Origin of the sequence: Pseudofulvimonas gallinarii, assembly GCF_004343305.1 — a bacterium.
In the GTDB taxonomy this organism is placed as follows: Bacteria; Pseudomonadota; Gammaproteobacteria; order Xanthomonadales; family UBA2363; genus Pseudofulvimonas; species Pseudofulvimonas gallinarii.
In genome coordinates this window covers 192,901-211,335 of the sequence record NZ_SMAF01000003.1, presented here as the reverse complement: position 1 = coordinate 211,335, position 18,435 = coordinate 192,901, and the positions used below count along the sequence as shown (strand labels likewise).

The window sequence follows — 18,435 nt, the reverse complement described above, 5'->3', positions numbered from 1 at the left end:
ATCCTGCGGGGAGGCGTCATGAACGACCCGAAAGAACGCAGCGCGCCGCATCGCGAATCCCGCCGGCGCATCCCGATGCGTCCGCAAGGTGCTGCCCGACGGGGCGCTGCCGACCGAATGCGACCTGGTGATGAAGGGCGGCATCACCAGCGGCATCGTCTATCCGCGCGCGATCGCGGAGTTCGCGCGGCGCTTCCGCCTGCGTTCCATTGGCGGCGCGTCCGCCGGCGCGATCGCCGCCGCCGCGGCGGCCGCGGCGCAATACGGTCGCAACAACGGCTGCGACCGCTTCGACGAACTGGAACAGCTGCCTGAGTGGCTGGCCGGCGACGAAGGCATGCCTCACACGCGACTGCTGCGCCTGTTCCAGCCGCGCCAGCGTCTGCGACCGCTGTACCGCTGGTTGCTGGGCGGCCTGTCGGAATCGACCTACAGCCGCTGGCGCACGGCGCTGCGCTGGGCATTACTGGCCGCGCGGCGCTTCCCCCTTCCGGCGCTGGCCGGACTGGTCATCGCACTGGCGATGGTTGCCGGCTTGCGAGGCTGCGCGGGATTGCCGCTTTGGCCGTCATCGCACACGGGCGTCGTATTGCTGGGCGTGCTGGGCGTGCTCGCGTTGATGCTCGGTGGCTGCGCCGGCGTGCTGCGCGCGTTGACCCGCACCGTGCCACGACACTTCTACGGCATCTGCGACGGCATGCCGCACGACGCCGACCGCGCACCGGCGCTGACGCCGTGGCTGCATGGCCTGTTGCAGCGGCTGGCCGGACGCGACCGCGGCGGCGCGCCGCTCACCTTCGGCGATCTGTGGGGGCCGGCCGGCACGCCACGCGGTCGCAGGCGCCATCCCGGTGCGACGCGCACTTCCGCGCGCGACATCGACCTGCGCGTGATGACCACGGCGTTGTCGCAGGGCCGGCCGTACAGCCTGCCCTTCGAGCCGAAAGACCGTTTCCATTTCGACGAGACGGAGTTCCGGCAGCTGTTTCCCGCCGATGTCGTCGACTGGCTGCTGGCGCACCCGGCAGCCGTCCGGGATGCGCGCATGCGCCTGCCCGGCCTGCACCCGTTGCCGGAGATGGAACACCTGCCGATCCTGGTCGCCGCGCGCATGAGCCTGTCGTTCCCGCTGCTGGTCTGCGCGGTGCCGCTGTACCGCTGCCACCCGGTCACGCGCGAAAGGGAACGTGTGTGGTTTTCCGACGGCGGGCTGTGCAGCAACTTCCCGGTGCACTACTTCGACGCGCCGCTGCCATCGCGTCCGACCTTCGCCATCAACCTGACCGACGACGTGTTCCTGCCACGGGACCGCGAGCCGGCGGAGCCGGACGATTTCGTCTTCGTGCCGGAGCACAATGCCGGCGGCCAGGACCACCATGTCGTCGACCTGGAACCCAAGGGCCGGCCGCGGCTGGGCGGGTTCATCGGCGCGCTGCTGGAAACGCTGCACAACTGGACCGACAACACGCAGCTGCGCGTGCCGGGTTTCCGCGACCGCGTCGCGCATGTGCGGCTGCGCCGGAACGAAGGCGGACTCAACCTGCGCATGCAGCGCGAGCTGATCCTGCAACTGGCCGAACGTGGCCGCCATGCCGCGAAGCGGCTGGTCGGCGCCTTCTTCCCGCGCGCGGAATACGAGCACGACACGACCTGGCAGAACCACCGCTGGGTGCGCTTCCGCACCAGCTTCACCCTGCTGGAGGAAGCGCTCGCCGGCGTGCTCGCTTCGCACAGGCGCTTCGAAGGACAGGACACCTCGATCGAGGCGCTGCACGCCGAACCGCCGAGCTATCCCTACACGCCACAGCAGGCGCAGCGTTCGCTGGCCGCGTACGGAAAGATCATCGCGCTGGCGCATGAACTGGCTCGCCTGCGCGGACGGCGCGGCAGCGTGTTCGACCCGCCCTCCTCGCCCGCGCCCAAGCCACGCTCACAATTGCGCATCCGCCCGCGGATGTAGCCTCGCACCCGCCTTGTTTCGCGGCATCGTTCTGGCGTGGGCCAGTCGTCCCGGCGCAGGCGGGGATCCAGTGGGTCCTGCACCGAGGCCTCGTTCGCTGGATTCCCGCCTTCGCGGGAATGACGGCGTTTGAACCATCTGCGAGCGTGAGTGCTGCCGCTGATGGTTGGGGCAGTTATGCACGCGCGTGTGAGCGTTGCGGTGGCGCTTGTGGAGCTGTGCTGGTGCGTCGTGGCGGCAGCACTACGACATCCTGACTGCATGGGCTTGTCATCCCCGCGGAGGCGGGGATCCAGTGGGTCCTGCACCAAGGCCTCGTTCGCTGGATTCCCGCCTTCGCGGGAATGACGGCCATCAAGTCATGGGCACGCGTGAGCGCTGAGGCGGCGGCCGGGTGAGCGCACGTGTGCGCGCTGCATCGAGCTTGTCATCCCAAGTCGTGTGCCAGCGTAAGCGCTGCGGTGGCGAATGGGTTGAGCACGTGTGCGGGCTACGGCGTGGCTGCATGGGCTTGTCATCCCCGCGCAGGCGGGGATCCAGTGGGTTCTGCACCGGGGCCTCGTTCGCTGGATTCCCGCCTTCGCGGGAATGACGGCCATCAAGCCATGGGCACGCGTGAGCGCTGAGGCGGCAGTCGGGTGAGCGCACGCGCGAGCGTGGAGGCGGCGGTCGGGTGAGCGCACGTGTGCGCGCTGCATCGAGCTTGTCATCCCAAGTCGTGTGCCAGCGTAAGCGCTGCGGTGGCGAATGGGTTGAGCACGTGTGCGGGCTACGGCGTGGCTGCATGGGCTTGTCATCCCCGCGCAGGCGGGGATCCAGTGGTTCCTGCACCAAGGCCTCGTTCGCTGGATTCCCGCCTTCGCGGGAATGACGGCGTTTGAGCAATCTGCGAGCGTGGGTGCTGCCGCTGATGGTTGGGTCAGATATGCACGCGCGTGTGAGCGTTGCGGTGGCGGTTGTGGAGCTGTGCTGGTGCGTGGTGGCGGCAGCACTACGACATCCTGACTGCATGGGCTTGTCATCCCCGCGCAGGCGGGGATCCAGTGGTTCCTGCACCAAGGCCTCGTTCGCTGGACTCCCGCCTTCGCGGGAATGACGGCGTTTGAGCCATCTGCGAGCGTGGGTGCTGCCGCTGATGGTTGGGGCAGATATGCACGCGCGTGTGAGCGTTGCGGTGGCGGTTGTGGAGGTGTGCTGGTGCGTCGTGGCGGCAGTCCTACGACATCCTGACTGCATGGGCTTGTCATCCCCGCGCAGGCGGGCATCCAGTGGGTCCTGCACCGGGGCCTCGTTCGCTGGATTCCCGCCTTCGCGGGAATGACGGCCATCAAGTCATGGGCACGCGTGAGCGCTGAGGCGGCGGTCGGGTGAGCGCACGCGCGAGCGTGGAGGCGGCGGTCGGGTGAGCGCACGTGTGCGCGCTGCATCGAGCTTGTCATCCCAAGTCGTGTGCCAGCGTAAGCGCTGCGGTGGCGAATGGGTTGAGCACGTGTGCGGGCTACGGCGTGGCTGCATGGGCTTGTCATCCCCGCGCAGGCGGGGATCCAGTGGGTCCTGCACCGGGGCCTCGTTCGCTGGATTCCCGCCTTCGCGGGAATGACGGCGTTTGAGCCATCTGCGAGCGTGGGTGCTGCCGCTGATGGTTGGTGGAGATGTGCACGCGCGTGTGAGCGTTGCAGTGGCGCTTGTGGAGCTGTGCTGGTGCGTCGTGGCGGCAGCACTACGACATCCTGGCTTCCTGGGCTTGTCATCCCCGCGCAGGCGGGGATCCAGTGGGTTCTGCACCGGGGCCTCGTTCGCTGGATTCCCGCCTCCGCGGGAATGACGGCCATCAAGTCATGGGCACGCGCGGGCGTTGAGTCGACGGTCGGATTATGGGCACCCGTGTGCGCTGGGGTGGCGGTTAGGCAAGATCGCGAACGTGGGCGGTGCGGCGGCGTTTAAGTAATGAGCACGCGGGTGCGCGCTGCGGCGTGGCCTGCTGGGGCTTGCCATCCCCGCGCGGGCGGTGATCGGGTGGTTCCTGCACCGGGGCCTCGTTGGCTGGACGCCAGCCGTGCGGGAATGAGGGCGCGGAGAGAGCCGGGTGGTCAGCGCGCGACGCGTTCGACACGGTCGAGGCGGTCGTCGTGGAAGATCGCCAGGCGCACGAAGCGTGAGCCGGGCATGGCATAGCGCCATTCTTCCAGTCGCACGCTGCGCACGCGGGCGTTGCCGAAGCCGTCGCGTTCAATGATGTCCTCGAAGCGCCGGCTGCGCGACAGGGGTTCGCCGCAATGCAGGTAGACCTCGCCGGTGCTGGCGCCGCGTGACAGCGCGACGTCGCTGCACTCGCCGCCCACCTGGCGCACGCCGTATCCGGCGGTCTGGATCGACACCACGCGGCCATCGCGGAACTCGAGCCGCTGCACGAGGCTGCGTGGGCCGAAGTTGTAGTACCAGGTTTCCAGTGCGACCTGGCTGCGGCGTTCCAGCGGACCGTCCAGCCCCTGCACCAGCCATTCGTCGCTGCGGTCGATCCAGTACGGGTCGCCACAACGCTCGCGGACCTGGAAGTCGTAGTCGCCGGTCCCGACGACGCGATTGCCGCAGCGCAGGGCCTGCGCTTCGCCGGCGAGGAGCAACAGCAACGCCACGCCAGTCCACATTCCGATCCGTGACATCGTTCTCTCCATGTACCCGCCCCGCGGAAGACGATACCGTCGGACCGCTGAATGGCCCCGGCGTTCCCGCCAACGGCGCCGATGTTGCGATGCGGTAAAGTACCGTCATGGCCCGACGACGCACCCACCGCCACCCGCGCGGTTTCGATCCGATCAAGCCGCTGCGCTACCTCTGGCGCACGCCGCTGCTGGTGATCCTCGTGTTGCTGGGGATCCTGCTGACGCTGTTCGTCTCCAATCCGGTGACCGGGCGCCGCAGCCTGCTGCCGATGCGCTGGTGGGAACCACTGGTCAACGCCTGGTCGCGCGGTGCGCTGCGCCTGTTCGGTTTCCGCACGCGCCTGGTCGGCACGCCGGCCGCGAACCCCGCCCTGCTGGTGGCCAACCATGTTTCGTGGATCGACATCCAGGCGCTGCACGCGGCGCGCGGCGCCAGCTTCGTGGCCAAGGCGGAGATCGCACGCTGGCCGCTGTTCGGCTGGCTGGCGGCGCAGGCCGGCACGCTGTTCCACCAGCGCGGCAGCAATGATTCGCTCGCCCGGGTGATGGACGACATGCGCGACCGCCTTCGCGCCGGGACGTCGGTGGCGGTGTTTCCCGAGGGCGGCACCGGCACCGGCGAACGCCTGCGCCCGTTCCATGCCCGCATCTTCCAGGTCGCGATGGACACCGGCGTGATGATCCAGCCGGTCGCCATCATCTACGGCGATGGCGGCCGCATGGACCTGGGCGTGCCGTTCCAGCCGCGCGAGAAGTTCTTCCCGAATGCGCTGCGATTGCTCGGGCAGAAGCCGATGGCGGCGGAAGTGCATTTCCTGGAACCGCTGCAGCCCAGCGCCGATGGCCGGCGCCAGCTGGCCGAACAGGCACGCGCGCGCATCGCCAGCGTCCTGCAGCAGGACGCGGTGATCGACGCCGCGGAAGCGACCACCGGGGCGGCTGCCGATGTCCACGCCTGAGTTCCGGCCCGCGCCCCTGCTCGGCAATCCGCACCTGCAGTCCATCCTGTCCAGCCATCGCCTGCGACAGTGGCTGCGCCGGCGCGAACTGGCAGCGCTGAACGGGTCATCCCGACACACGCTGCTCGACTGCGGTGACGGCGTGCGCCTGCAGGGCTGGTACACGCCGGCGACGTCGACGGATCCGCGCGGCCTGGTCGTGCTGCTGCACGGCTGGGAAGGCAGCGCGCGTTCCAACTACATGCTGAGCACCGCGCTGGCGCTGCGCAACGCCGGCTTCGCCGTGTTCCGCCTGGAATTCCGCGACCACGGCGATGGCCAGCACCTCAACGAAGGTCTGTTCCATTCCGGACGCATCGGCGAAGTGGTGGGTGCCGTCGGCGATGTCGCGCGCCGCTGGCCGGTCGGGCCGCTGATGGTCGCCGGCTTCTCGCTCGGCGGGAATTTCGCGCTGCGCGTCGGCCTGCACGCCGAAGCGGCGGGACTGGACCTGCGCCACATCGCCGCGGTCTGCCCGGCCATCGATCCGGCCAACGTGCTGCGCGCAATGGAAACCGGGCCGTGGTTCTACCACTACTACTTCATGCAGAAGTGGCGGCGATCGCTGCGTCGCAAGCAGGCGGCGTTTCCGCAACGCTATCGCCTGGACGAGCTGCTGCGCCGGCTGAACATGCGCCAGCTCACCGAAGCGCTGGTGCTGCGCGAAGGCGAGTTCGCTTCGCTCGACGACTACTTCAACAGCTATTCCATCGCTGGCGAACGACTCTCGCGCCTGCCGGTGCCGGCCAGCATCCTGACGTCCGCCGACGATCCGGTCATTCCCTTCGATGATTTCCGCAACCTCCAGCTGCCGGACCACGTTCGCCTGCTGGTGACGCCGAACGGCGGCCACTGTGGCTTCCTCGAGAACTGGCGCCTCGGCAGCTGGGCGGAACGCTTCGTCGTCGACGCCTGCTCGCGGGCCTGAGGCCGCAGCGTGACATGCCTGCGCCGTGGTGCACGCGCCTTGCGCGCGTGGGACGGAATTGGGGCCGGCGACGGCTTTCGCGCGCAGGTCGAAATTGCGCGCGGTGACGTGGTCGTTGCGGGCGCTGACGTGGTCGTTGCGGGCGGCGATGCGGTCGCGGCTGTGGGTCCTGCTCGGGCGAAGCGCGCCGCGACGCATTATTAGGCCGTCATGCCCGCGAAGGCAGGCATCCAGCGAACGGGGCCTCATCGCATGGAATGCTGGATACCCGCCTGCGCGGGTATGACGGAATGTGGGTTGCGGTGACTCCTCGACGGCACGGCGAAGCGGCGGATCGCCGCGGCCCTTCGAGCGCGGACGAGGTGAAGTCGACCGCGAGTTCGCGCGAAGATCGAAGTTGCGCGCGGTGACGTGGTCGTTGCGGGCAGCGATCCGGTCGCGGCTGTGGGTCCTGCCTGGGTGAAGCGCCCCGCGACGCATTATTAAGGCGTCATGCCCGCGAAGGCGGGCATCCAGCGAACGTGACCTCATCGCCTGGAATGCTGGATACCCGCCTGCGCGGGTATGACGGAATGTGGGTTGCGGTGACTCCTCGACGGCACGGCGAGGCGACGGATCGCCGCGGCCCTTCGAGCGCGGACGAGGTGAAGTCGACAGCGAGTTCGCGCGCAGGTCGAAGTTGCGGGCGGTGTCGTGGTCGTTGCGGGCGGATGCGGTCGGGGCTGTGGGTCCTGCGTGGGCGAAGCGCGCCGCGGCTCATTTTGGCCGTCATGCCCGCGAAGGCGGGCATCCAGCGAACGGGGCCTCTTCGCATGGAATGCTGGATACCCGCCTGCGCGGGTATGACGGAATCGGGGGAGCGGCGAGTCTTTACAGGTGCGGAGATACGGCGGCATCCAGCGAACGGGGCCTCTTCGCATGGAATGCTGGATACCCGCCTGCGCGGGTATGACGGAATCGGGGGAGCGGCGAGTCCTTATAGGTGCGACGATACGGCGGCATCCAGCGAACGGGGCCTCTTCGCATGGAATGCTGGATACCCGCCTGTGCGGGTATGACGGAATCGGGGGAGTGGTGACTCCTCGACGGCACGGCGAAGCGGCGGATCGCCGCGGCCCTTCGAGCGCGGACGAGGTGAAGTCGACCGCGAGTTCGCGCGAAAGTCGAAGTTGCGGGCGGTGTCGTGGTCGTTGCGGGCGGATGCGGTCGGGGCTGTGGGTCCTGCGTGGGCGAAGCGCGCCGCGGCGCATTTTTGAGGCCGGGATGGAGGCGGGCCGTCAGGGCGAGCGCTTGCGGCCGAGCTTGCGGGTCAGTGTGTTGCGGCTGAGACCGAGGTGCTCGGCGGCGCGCACGCGGTTGCCCTCGGTGAGGTCGAGGGCAGCGTCGAACAGCGCCTGCTCGAAGGCCTCCAGTGCGACAGCGTGCAGCGTGCCGGGCTCCGAATCGCGCCAGCGGTTGCGCAGCCAGTCGCGCAGGCCGTCGGTCCAGTCCTGCGCCGCGCCGCCGCGCTGCGGCGCCACGGCCGCATCGCTGCGCAGCAGTTCGTCGAGGTCGGCGGCATGCACGTCGCGACCGGGCAGCAGCGCGGTGATGCGCCGGCACAGGTTCTCCAGCTGGCGCACGTTGCCGGGCCAGCCGTAGCGCTGCATGCGCGCGACCGCGTCCGGCGTGAGCCGCTTGCCGAGCATGCTCAGTTCGCGCGCGGCACGGGCGAGCAGGTATTCGGCCAGGCGCGGGATGTCCTCGCGACGGTCGCGCAACGGCGGCAGATGGATGCGCACGACATCGAGGCGATGCAGCAGGTCGGCGCGGAAGGTGCCGGCGGCAACCTTGGCGTCGAGGTCCTGGTGCGTGGCGGCGATGACGCGGGCCTGGGTGCGGATCAGTTCGCGGCCACCAACGCGGTAGAACTCGCCTTCGGCAAGCACGCGCAGCAGTCGCGTCTGCATCGCCAGCGGCATGTCGCCGATCTCGTCGAGGAACAGCGTGCCGTCGGCGGCTTCCTCGAAACGGCCGATGTGCCGCCGCGCCGCGCCGGTGAAGCTGCCGGCCTCGTGGCCGAACAGTTCCGATTCCAGCAGCTCGGCCGGCAGCGCGGCGGTATTCAGGGCGACGAAGGGCTGCGCCGCGCGCGGGCTGTGGCTGTGCAGCGCGCGCGCCACCAGTTCCTTGCCGGTGCCGGTTTCGCCGGTGACCAGCACCGGCAGGTTGAGTTGCGCCAGCCGCCCGACCGCGCGGAACACTTCCAGCATCGCCGGGCTGTCGCCGACCAGTCCCGGCGTGTGGGCGACCGCGGTGCGCGCCGGCGGCTCGATGTCGCCGAGCGCACGGCGCACCACCGCCATCATGTCGTCGAGGTCGAAGGGCTTGGCAAGATAGTCGAAGGCGCCATGGCGGAACGCACCGGCGGTGGTCGGCACGTCGGTGAACGCGCTCATGACGATCACCGGCAGTTCGGGATGGGCGGCACGCACGCGCGCCAGCAGTTCGATGCCGTCGCCATCCGGCATGCGCACGTCGGTGACCAGCAGGTCGGGCACGCCCTCATCCAGTGCCGCCACGACTTCGGCGACATCCTGGAATACCTGCACGCGCAGGCCGGCATCGCGCAGGCTGTCGCCGAGGACCAGGCGCAGCGACGCGTCGTCGTCGACGAGCCAGGCCAGCCGGCGCGGTTCGCCGTTCATGCCGGCGCCACCGGCAGCCAGGTGGAGAACACGGTATGGCCGGGCCGGCTCTCGAAGGCGATGCGGCCTCCGTGCTCGCTGGCGATCTCGTGCGCCATCGCCAGGCCCAGGCCGGTGCCGCCTTCGCGACCACTGACCAGCGGCAGGAACAGGACGCTGCGCAGGGATTCGGGCACGCCGCGACCATCGTCGATGAGGTCGACGCGCAGCGCCGGCGCGCGACCGGCCGGCAAGGCGGCGGCATGTTCATGGCGCGTGCGCAACCGGACGCGCGAGGCGCCGGCTTCGACGGCGTTGCGACCGAGGTTGAGGAACATCTGCAGCAGCCGGTCGCTGTCGCCGAGGCACTCCGGCAGGCTGGGGTCGTAGTCGCGTTCGACCTGCACGCCATCGGCGGCAAGCAGCAGACGCAGGCGCTCCAGCACGCCATTGACGTTCACCGCAGCCATCGGCTTGCGCGATTCGGCGGCCAGCAGGCGACCGGTCAGTGCCGCCAGCCGGTCCACTTCGTCGACGATGACCTGTGCGTAGGTGCGCAGGTCGGCATCGAGCACGCGACGGGAAATCAGCTGCGCGGCGCCGCGCAGGCCGCCGAGGGGATTCTTCAGTTCATGCGCAAGGCTGCGCAGGCTGGCGGACACCGGCACGGCGGAAGGCGCCTCGCCGGGCCAGGCTTCCAGCAGCACGCCGCCTTCGTCGAGGCGGGTGAGCTGCACGACGGTGGCGGGGCCGCCGGCGCGCAGGCGCAGGTCCGGCAGGCGCGCGGTCGACGGCTCGCCGCTCAGGCGCGCAAGCGCATCGGCCAGACGCGGGGCATCGTCGAGCAACACATCCAGGGCCAGACCGGACGCCGGCAGTCGCGAGCGACCCAGCATCGCCAGCAGCGCCATGTTGGCCCAGGCCAGGCGCATGCCGTCGAGCCAGCCCAGCGCCGTGGTCATCTGGTTGAGCAGCGGCGCGGCCGTGCCCACCGCGGAGGGCGGGACACAGGCCTTTGCCGGCGTTCCGGTGTCGGGCATCGCCATCACGCCGCCCACGCCAGCGGCATCAGTCCTTCGCCGCAGTCAGCTCGGCGATGATCTGGCCTGCCTCGTCGAGCAGCAGCAGCGCCGTGCCGCGACCGCGCACGCTGCGCACCTCGTCGAGCATGCGCATGAAGGCGACTTCCGAGGCCATCTTCCCGTCGTCGACGCAGGCCATCTTGGTGCCCGCTGCAGGCGTGAAGCGCAGCGTGCCGTTGCCACCCTGCTCGACGGTGCTGACATAGCGGTTGCAGCCGGCATGGCCACTGACGCGGCCGTCGGCGTCGACCGTCATGGTCTGGCCCGCGGCCGGCTGGCCGTCAATGCGAACGACCTGCCACTGGCCCTCGATGGAGCGCGGCGTGCTCGAGTACGCGGGTGGACTGCTCGCGCAGGCCGACAGCCCGGTCGCCAGCGCGGCGACCAGCGGCGCGGCGACGCCCGGCAGCCCGGGCAGGCGGAGAAGGGCGCGGAGTGGATCGGGAATCCGTTTCATGGCGGGACCTCGCGGCGTTGTGCCGCCATGCTACTACCGCCGCAGTGGCGGTGGCGTCGGCCGGTCCGGTGTCCGGGGTTCGTTTGCGCCGTGCGTACAGCCGCACGCGACGCGGCGGGCGGCCCGCACCATCAGGTCCGCACTTTCAGGTCCGCACTTTCGGGTCCGCACTTTCGGGTCCGCACTTTCAGGTCCGCGCTATCCGGCCCACACCACCCGGCCCGCGCTATCGGGTCCGGCCGCGACTTGCGACGGACGCCGATGCGCCTCGCCACGCTGGCCGTCGCACGCGCATACCGGACCGTGTCACGCGAACGCCGGTCAGACCGCGCGTGTCCGCTCCGGTGCGGGGCCCATTGCCGGCCGCATCATGCCGGCCGGTGGACACGCCCGCATCGGCGGGCGTATCCCCTTGGCGGAAGGCAGACGCCTCAAAGGCAGGCCGGCGTGGCCGCTTCCTCGAATCCGTCGGCGAAGAGGGTGTCGTCCTTGTCGGCGACGACCAGCACCGACACCGAGCCGCTGTTGTTGGCCGGATCCGGGTCGGCCGTGCTGGATGTAACGCTCGCCGTGTTCACGAGTTCACCCTTGGCTTCCGGCGCCAGCACCGACAGCACGATGGCATCGGCAGGGCCGGTCAGCGCTGACGGCAGCGTGCAGACGAGAACGCCGGCGCTGATGCCGCAGTCCCAGGCGCCGGCATCGATGGCGGTCACGCAGACGCCTTCGGGAATCGCATCGCTGACGACGACATTCCCGGCGCCGTCGCCATCGCTTTCGACCTGCAGCGTATAGGCGAAGGCGCCGCCGGGTTCGATCTCCTCGACGTCGGCGGTCTTCGTGATCGACAGATCGACTTCCGCCGGCTTGCCGGTTTCGACATGCAGGTCGCCCGTGGCGACCAGCGCGTAGGGCTGGCCCGGCTTGCCCTGTGCGACGGCGACGCCACGCACGCGCACGCGGTAGTCGCCCGGCGCCGGTGACGGAAACACGATCTGGTGCACCGTGTTGCGCTCGTCATAACCGCTGGTCGCGGTGTCGGCGAACGGATCGGGCGTGCCGCTGGCCGGCAGTTTCTGCGTCCAGACGCCGCCGTCCGGCGCTTCGACTTCCAGGCGCAGGCGGTTGACGATGTGCGGATTGGCGGACACGGCGGCCGGGTAATCGCTCCACACCAGCGTCACCTTAAGCGCCTGGCTGTCGCTCCCGACGGTCAGCGTGTGGTCCTTGACCTGTCCGGTTTCAACGCCATCGGTGTCGTCATGCAGCCAGGTGCGGCGGGCGTCGCCAGCGAAATACAGCACGTCGTCGAGATGGATGCGGCCCCAGCCTTCGACCTGGTTCGGCACCGCGCCGGTGGCGCCGCTGCCGCTCATGTCGCGCGCACCGTTGATGATCATGGCCTTGACCAGCGCGGCCGAAGGCTGGGCGATGGCATCGCCGCTGCTGGCGGCACCGGAGGGATGGAAGCCGCGGTTGAGGTATTCGCGCACCAGCGCGGCCAGCCCCGCCGCGGTCGGCGTCGCCATCGAGGTGCCGCTCATCGTGCAGGTGGCGCAGCTGCTGCCGGCGGCATTGCCGTCGGACGCGGCGGAAACGATGCCTTCGCCCTGCGCCATCACGTCCGGCTTGGTGCGGTTGTCGAAGATCGGACCGCGCGAGGAGAACGAGGCGGCATCGTTGCCGGCCGTGCCGGCACCCGATGCACCGACGGTGAGCGCGTTCTTCGCCAGGCCCGGCGAGCCGACAGCGCCGCCGCTGCTGGCGCAGCAGGTGCCGTTGTTGCCGGCGGCGATCGCGATCAGCAGGTCCGGGAACTCCCAGGTCGCCGCGTCGGCGTCGTGGGCGAATTCGTCATAGGCCGGTGCGCACAGGAATGTCGGCAGGCAGAACAGGCCGAGGAAACAGCAGCTGCCGCCCCAGGAATTCGAATGCACGCGCGCGCCGTTCGCATAGGCCGTGGTGGCGGCGTGGTAGATGCTGCCGCCGAGGCTGTTGACGTAGTCCAGGCCCTCGCCCATCTCCTGGGCGATCAGGTGCGCGCCCGGCGCGGTGCCGTTGAGGTTGCCGGCCGGCGGTGCGGCGCCGGCTTCGCAATCGACGGCGGCGGCCCAGTCGTTGCCGGTGATCGACGCGGCGACATGGGTGCCGTGGCCGGCGCCGGTGCTGGCGTCGCAGGCGCCGTCGCCGAGCGCGTCACCGCTGTCGGACCACTTGTAGTAATGCGCGGTCTTGCGCTGCAGGAAGTCCGGCGCGCCGGGCAGGCAGAGGTCGCCTTCGTTGCAGTCGCTGACCGGCGGATCGCCGTTGGCGGTGTCCTCGAAGGCGCAGTGCGAGAAATCGACGCCGGAATCGAGCACGCCGATGACCTGGCCGCAGCCGAGCAGGCCCTGGTCGAATACCGGCCGCTCGTCCGGCGTGCCGCTCTGGTGCAGCCAGCCGGCGCGGGCGTTGAGGTATTCCATGCGCTTGCGCACCGTGATCGCGGCGACGTCGGCGCGCGGCGCGATGGCCGACACCACCGCCTCCAGGTCGCGCGACGCCAGCGTCAGCACGACGCGGTCGCTGCGCGCGCCGGTAACGGTAAAGCCGTGGGCGACGCCATCCAGTTCGCGCCATTGCGCCAGCAACGCGTGGGCATTGGCGCCGGCGTTCAGGGCGATGCTCAGCGGAACGGCGGCGGGACGGTCCTCAAGGGGTGCGCCGAGCAGTCCCGACAGGCCGCCGGCGAGCTTCCAGTCCGGTGCCATGGCACCCGACCAGACCAGCCCGCGCACGGCTTCGGCGGGTCTGGCGTCGGCGCCGAAGCGCACGCGATAGGCATTCCAGGGCAGGTAGTCGAGGATCTGGCCGCCGGCCGCTTCGATGGCCTGGCGTTGGCTCCGGTCGAGCGGCGCGTCGAACTTCAGCACCCAGTAGCTATGTTCGCCCGCACGTGTCTGGCCGGCCAATGCGGAGAGTGGGCCATTCGCGCCGACGCTGCGCTGCGTACAGGCATCGAACCGCGCCGCTTCGAACGACAGCAGGCAGCCTTCTTCCCCGGATGCGACGGCAGGCACCGTCCACTGCACTGCGGCCGACAGCAGGGCCGCGGTCATGATCGCTTTCATCGTCTGTCCTCCCTGGACTGGCAATGGCGGAACCGTAGCACAGGGATGTGGACGATCAGCAGGTCCTGCGGGACGCCGACAGCCGGCGTGCCCGCGCCTGGAATCGGTGCCCTGGAAGAGGTGGCGGCGCATCGCGAGGATGCGTGATATCGCGCCATGGCATGAGCGACGTCGGACGCTGTCGACGACGCCGCATCGGCCGGCGTTGTGGCATCGCGTCCCCGGCACGCAAGCCAATCCCGGCCGTCGCCTTCGATGACGGCAGGTGTCGGCGACGATGCCGGCTCGGGGCGGAACCAGGGCCGTCGCCGCGACCAGGGTGAGGGCGGCATACACGCCCGCGGCGAGATCGTCGCCGACGATGCCCGACTCAGGGCGAAATCAGGACCCGCGCCGCGACCAGGATGAGGGCGGCATAGACGCCGGCGGCAAGGTCGTCGGCGACGATGCCGATGCCGCCGGGAAGGCGCTCCAGCCTGCGCATCGGCCAGGGCTTGCCAATGTCGAAAATCCGGAACAGCACGAAGGCCGCCAGCCACCATGGCCAGGCGTCGGGCACGCACAGCAGTGCCAGCCATTGGCCAGCAAGTTCGTCGCTGACGATGCAGCCTGGATCCTTGCGCTGCAGCCGCCGCGAGGCCCAGTCGGCCGACCAGGTGCACAGCGCGATGGCTGCAGCGAGGAAAACCAGCCGCAACGTCATGTCCGGTGCCGCCGCGATCACGAACAGGGCCCACAGCAGCACGGCCACCATCGAGCCGAAGGTGCCCGGCGCGAAGGGTGCCAGTCCGCCGCCCAACCCGAGCGCGATCCAGCCATGCGGATGCCGCATCAGCTGCCGCGGCGAGGTCGGGGCGGGAGACGTCATGGTCGACCCCCGGATGTCGTGTTCCCGGTGTTCCCGGTGTTCCCGGTGGTCGCGGTGGTCGCGGTGGTCGCGGTGGTCGTGGTGGTCGCGGTGGTCGTGGTGGTCGTGGTGGTCGCGGTGGCGAAATGGTCCCAGCCGCTTCCGGCGCCCGGCAAGACCCGGCCCGCGACGTCGCTGATGCGCTCGCCGGCGCGCTCGACGATGTCACCGATGCGGGTGATGCGCAGGTCGCAGGCACGCGCCACGGCACACAGTTCGTGTTCGCGCGCCACAGGCACGGTGAAGCACAGCTCGTAGTCGTCGCCGCCGGTGAGCGCGCAGCCTCGCGCCGCATCGGCATCGACCACCGCCAGCAGGTCCTGCGACAGCGGCAGGCGCCCGCTGTCCAGACGCGCACCGACGCCACTGGCGTCGAGCACATGGCCGAGATCGGCGAGCAGGCCGTCGGAGATATCGATGGCGGCACTGGCCAGTCCGCGCAACGCCCGCCCCAGCGCCAGCCGCGGCGTCGGCCGCTGCAGGCGCGCCAGCAGCGGTTGCCATTCCGGCTGCCGTCGCTCTGCCCAGCCCTGCAGCGCAGCGGCGGCGTCACCGGGCGTGCCGGACACGTAGAGCGCATCGCCGGCACGGGCGCCGTCGCGGCGCAGGGCCTGTCCCGCCGGAACCTGGCCGAAACAGGTGACAGTCAGCGCCCGCACAGGGCCGCGCGTGGTGTCGCCGCCGGCGAGCGCCACGTCGTGTTGCGCGGCCAGCGCCGTCCAGCCGTCGCAGAAACGGTCGAGCCAGTCGCGATCCGGCAGCGCCGGCAGGCTCAGCGCCAGCAGCGCGGCCACCGGCTCGGCACCCATGGCGGCCAGGTCGCTGAGGTTCACCGCGAGCGATTTCCAGGCGATGTCGGCCGGATCGCTGCCGGCATGGAAGTGCCGGCCTTCGATCAGCGTGTCGCAGCAGCTGACGACCTGGTGCCCGGACGGCGGCGTCCACAGCGCGGCGTCATCGCCGATGCCAAGGTCCAGGCGCGCGCCACCGGTGTCGCCGAGGCGGCGGCGCAGGTGGGCGATGAGGTCGAATTCGGACATGGCGACGCGATGCCCGCGTGCCGTGTCAGGCGCGGTATTCGGCCGCGCGTTCGCGGGCGGCGAGCTGGTCGAGCACGCCGTTGACGTAGGCATGGCCCTGGTCGTTGCCGAAGCGCTTGGCCAGTTCCAGTGCCTCGTTGATGACGACGCGGTAGGGCACGTCCATGCGATGCCGCAGTTCCCAGGCGCCCAGCCGCAGGATGGCGCGCTCGATGGCGTCGACGAGGTCGGGATCGCGGTCCAGGAACGGACGCAGCGCCGCATCCAGTTCCTCGCGCTCGTTCTCGACGCCGAAGATCATGGCATGGAAGTACTCGAGATCGGCCAGTTCCTCGGCCTGCTCGTGCGCGAACTGCTGCTCGACCTGGCGCATCGGGTAACCGCTGAGCTGCCATGCGTACAGCGCCTGCAGGGCCCGGCGACGGGCGCGGGTGCGCAGCATGCGTTCGTTGCGGTCGAGTCCGCCACTCATGGTGTTCAACGCTCCGCCGCCAGCCTGGCCATCGTGATCGCGGCCAGCGCGCATTCCTCGCCCTTGTTGCCGAGCTTGCCACCGGCGCGCTCGCGCGCGTGTTCGTACTGCTCGACGGCCAGCACGCCGTTGGCGACCGGGATGCCGGATTCCAGCTGCACGGTCATCAGGCCGCGCGCGCATTCGTCGGCGACGTGTTCGAAATGACGGGTTTCGCCGCGCACGACGCAGCCCAGTGCAATCACCGCGACGACGTCCTCGTCATCGGCGACGTAGGCCGCGGCCAGCGGCAGTTCCCAGGCGCCCGGGACTTCGGTGACACGGATGTCACGCTCGCCAACGCCCTGCGCCTTCAGCGTGTCGCGCGCGCCCTTGACCAGCGCTTGCACGATCTCCGCGTTGTAACGGGAATGGACGATGGCGAAGGCGCCCTCGGGCACGGCGGAAGATGGCTTGGTCATGGCGGCGTCAAAGAGCGGAAACAGAGCCCCTCAGGGGGTCGCGAAGTCTACCACCTCGATGCCGAAACCGGCCAAGGCGGGGTGTTTGCGTGGGGTGCCGAGCAGGCGCAGGCGGCGCAGGCCGAGGTCGACAAGGATCTGCGCGCCCAGTCCGGTGCGGCGCCACTGCTGCACCGGATCGTTGGCGGCGCGGCCGCTGTCCGGCGCCGGCATGCCCGGCCAGGGCGGTGTCGCGTCGCCATGCGGCGCCAGCACCAGGACGGCGCCGCGTTCCTCGGCGGCGATGCGTGCCAGCGCCTGGTCGAGGCCGATGCTGGCGTGGTCGCCACGCAGGCGCAGCAGGTCGGCGACCGGATCGTGCACGTGCACCCGCACCAGCGTCGGCGCTTCGGCGTCGGGCGCTCCGCGCAGCAGCGCGTAATGGTGGTGGCCTTCGATGCGGTCGCGGTACACCACGAGACGGAACGGACCGTGCGCGGTGTCGACGTCGGCCTCGTGCACGCGCTCGATGCTGGTTTCGTGCTGCAGGCGATGGCGGATCAGGTCGGCGATCGTGCCCATCTTCAGGCCATGCCGCTGCGCGAACACTTCCAGCTGCGGGCGCCGCGCCATGGTGCCGTCCTCGGCCATGATCTCGACGATCACGGCTGCCGGCTCAAGGCCGGCCAGGCGCATGTAGTCGACGCCGGCTTCGGTGTGGCCGGCACGCACGAGGACGCCGCCGTCCTCGGCGATCAGCGGGAAGATGTGGCCGGGCTGCACCAGATCCGTGGCCACCGCGTCCGGACGCACGGCGGTGCGGATGGTGTGGGCGCGGTCGTGTGCCGAAATGCCGGTCGTGACGCCTTCGGCCGCCTCGATGGACACGGTGAACTTGGTGCTGTGGCGGCTGCGGTTGTCGCGCACCATCAGCGGCAGGCCGAGGCGCTGGCAGCGTTCGCCGGTCAGGGTCAGGCAGATCAGGCCGCGGCCCTCGCGGGCCATGAAGTTGATGTCCTCGGGACGCACGAACTGCGCCGCCATGAGCAGGTCGCCCTCGTTCTCGCGGTCCTCGTCGTCCATGACGACGATCATGCGGCCGGCGCGCAGTTCGTCCAGCAGTTCCTCGACAGGGGCGATCGCCATGGTTGCAGACCTTGCTTGGGCGCGGAGGCAGATGGACCAGGCCGCAAATTCTAGTCGAGTCATCATGAATGCCTGTCGCGAGCCCGGGGTGTTCCGGCGTCGTCCTGGGGCCTGCGCCTGCATCGCGGTCGGTTTGCCCGCTTCGCATGCGGCCGCCTCACCCGCACCGCTCGCACCTCACCTCGCCGCTCGCACACCTCACCCGCCCGCTCGCACACTTCACCTCGCCGCTCGCACACTTCACCTCGCCGCTCGCACACCTCACCTCGCCGCTCGCACACCTCACCTCGTCGCTTGCACACGTCACCCGCACCGCTCGTCACACCCGCGAAGGCGGGTGTCCAGATTCGCCGCGAGACCGTCTCGCCACGCCTGCTCGTCACACCCGCGAAGGCGGGTGTCCAGGGTCGTGGCGGGATTGTTGCGGTTCGCGGGTGGTCGTTGCCGCGTGCTGCGGACAGGTTCCTGCCGGATCACTGGATGCCCGCCTTCGCGGGCATGACGAGGTTGGGGGTTGCGGTCCTTCTTTGCAGGGGATAGGCGGTTGCGCTGACTGCTCGTCACAC

At 70.0% G+C, this 18,435-nt stretch carries 13 protein-coding genes; 3 read left to right on the top strand and 10 right to left on the bottom strand.

Features of this window, described 5'->3' with window-relative positions; all coding sequences use genetic code 11:
* Window positions 1–88: 88 nt before the first annotated feature.
* The gene (locus tag EDC25_RS03795) at window positions 89–1,960 is read left to right on the top strand and encodes a patatin-like phospholipase domain-containing protein (RefSeq protein ID WP_123522444.1); all 1,872 of its coding nucleotides are present in this window, start codon (window positions 89–91) and stop codon (window positions 1,958–1,960) included.
* A gap of 2,090 nt (window positions 1,961–4,050) precedes the next feature.
* Here EDC25_RS03795 and EDC25_RS03790 read toward each other — a convergent pair.
* Window positions 4,051–4,623, bottom strand: coding sequence for a DUF2845 domain-containing protein (locus EDC25_RS03790; RefSeq protein WP_164484081.1), 573 nt, complete (start codon window positions 4,621–4,623; stop codon window positions 4,051–4,053).
* A 107-nt stretch (window positions 4,624–4,730) separates the two neighbouring features.
* Here EDC25_RS03790 and EDC25_RS03785 point away from each other — a divergent pair, with 107 nt between their 5' ends.
* Window positions 4,731–5,582, top strand: coding sequence for a lysophospholipid acyltransferase family protein (locus tag EDC25_RS03785; RefSeq protein WP_123522441.1), 852 nt, complete (start codon window positions 4,731–4,733; stop codon window positions 5,580–5,582).
* On the top strand, window positions 5,569–6,549 hold the full coding sequence (locus EDC25_RS03780; RefSeq protein ID WP_123522440.1) for a YheT family hydrolase: 981 nt from the start codon (window positions 5,569–5,571) through the stop codon (window positions 6,547–6,549). The genes EDC25_RS03785 and EDC25_RS03780 overlap by 14 nt, the downstream gene beginning before the upstream one ends.
* A 1,277-nt stretch (window positions 6,550–7,826) precedes the next feature.
* Here the strand turns inward: EDC25_RS03780 and ntrC are convergent.
* From ntrC to ribB, 9 genes are all read right to left on the bottom strand, one after another.
* Entirely contained in the window at window positions 7,827–9,236 is a 1,410-nt protein-coding gene (ntrC, locus tag EDC25_RS03775; protein WP_123522439.1) for a nitrogen regulation protein NR(I), read from the bottom strand.
* The gene (locus tag EDC25_RS03770) at window positions 9,233–10,261 is read right to left on the bottom strand and encodes a two-component system sensor histidine kinase NtrB (protein ID WP_243695096.1); all 1,029 of its coding nucleotides are present in this window, start codon (window positions 10,259–10,261) and stop codon (window positions 9,233–9,235) included. Before EDC25_RS03770 ends, ntrC begins: the two co-directional genes overlap by 4 nt.
* Before the next feature lie 22 nt (window positions 10,262–10,283).
* Window positions 10,284–10,754 carry an META domain-containing protein gene (locus EDC25_RS03765; RefSeq protein WP_123522437.1) on the bottom strand — a complete coding sequence of 157 codons (471 nt, stop codon included), beginning with the start codon at window positions 10,752–10,754 and terminating at the stop codon, window positions 10,284–10,286.
* A gap of 431 nt (window positions 10,755–11,185) precedes the next feature.
* The gene (locus EDC25_RS03760; protein ID WP_164484080.1) at window positions 11,186–13,864 is read right to left on the bottom strand and encodes a S8 family serine peptidase; all 2,679 of its coding nucleotides are present in this window, start codon (window positions 13,862–13,864) and stop codon (window positions 11,186–11,188) included.
* 370 nt (window positions 13,865–14,234) lie between these two features.
* On the bottom strand, window positions 14,235–14,732 hold the full coding sequence (locus EDC25_RS03755; RefSeq protein WP_123522435.1) for a phosphatidylglycerophosphatase A family protein: 498 nt from the start codon (window positions 14,730–14,732) through the stop codon (window positions 14,235–14,237).
* Entirely contained in the window at window positions 14,729–15,811 is a 1,083-nt protein-coding gene (gene thiL / locus EDC25_RS03750; RefSeq protein ID WP_123522434.1) for a thiamine-phosphate kinase, read from the bottom strand. The genes EDC25_RS03755 and thiL overlap by 4 nt, the downstream gene beginning before the upstream one ends.
* 25 nt (window positions 15,812–15,836) lie before the next feature.
* On the bottom strand, window positions 15,837–16,283 hold the full coding sequence (gene nusB, locus EDC25_RS03745) for a transcription antitermination factor NusB (protein WP_132577246.1): 447 nt from the start codon (window positions 16,281–16,283) through the stop codon (window positions 15,837–15,839).
* A 5-nt stretch (window positions 16,284–16,288) separates the two neighbouring features.
* Window positions 16,289–16,744, bottom strand: coding sequence for a 6,7-dimethyl-8-ribityllumazine synthase (ribH, locus tag EDC25_RS03740; protein WP_123522433.1), 456 nt, complete (start codon window positions 16,742–16,744; stop codon window positions 16,289–16,291).
* A gap of 30 nt (window positions 16,745–16,774) precedes the next feature.
* Window positions 16,775–17,869 carry a 3,4-dihydroxy-2-butanone-4-phosphate synthase gene (ribB, locus tag EDC25_RS03735; RefSeq protein WP_123522432.1) on the bottom strand — a complete coding sequence of 365 codons (1,095 nt, stop codon included), beginning with the start codon at window positions 17,867–17,869 and terminating at the stop codon, window positions 16,775–16,777.
* Window positions 17,870–18,435 lie beyond the last annotated feature (566 nt).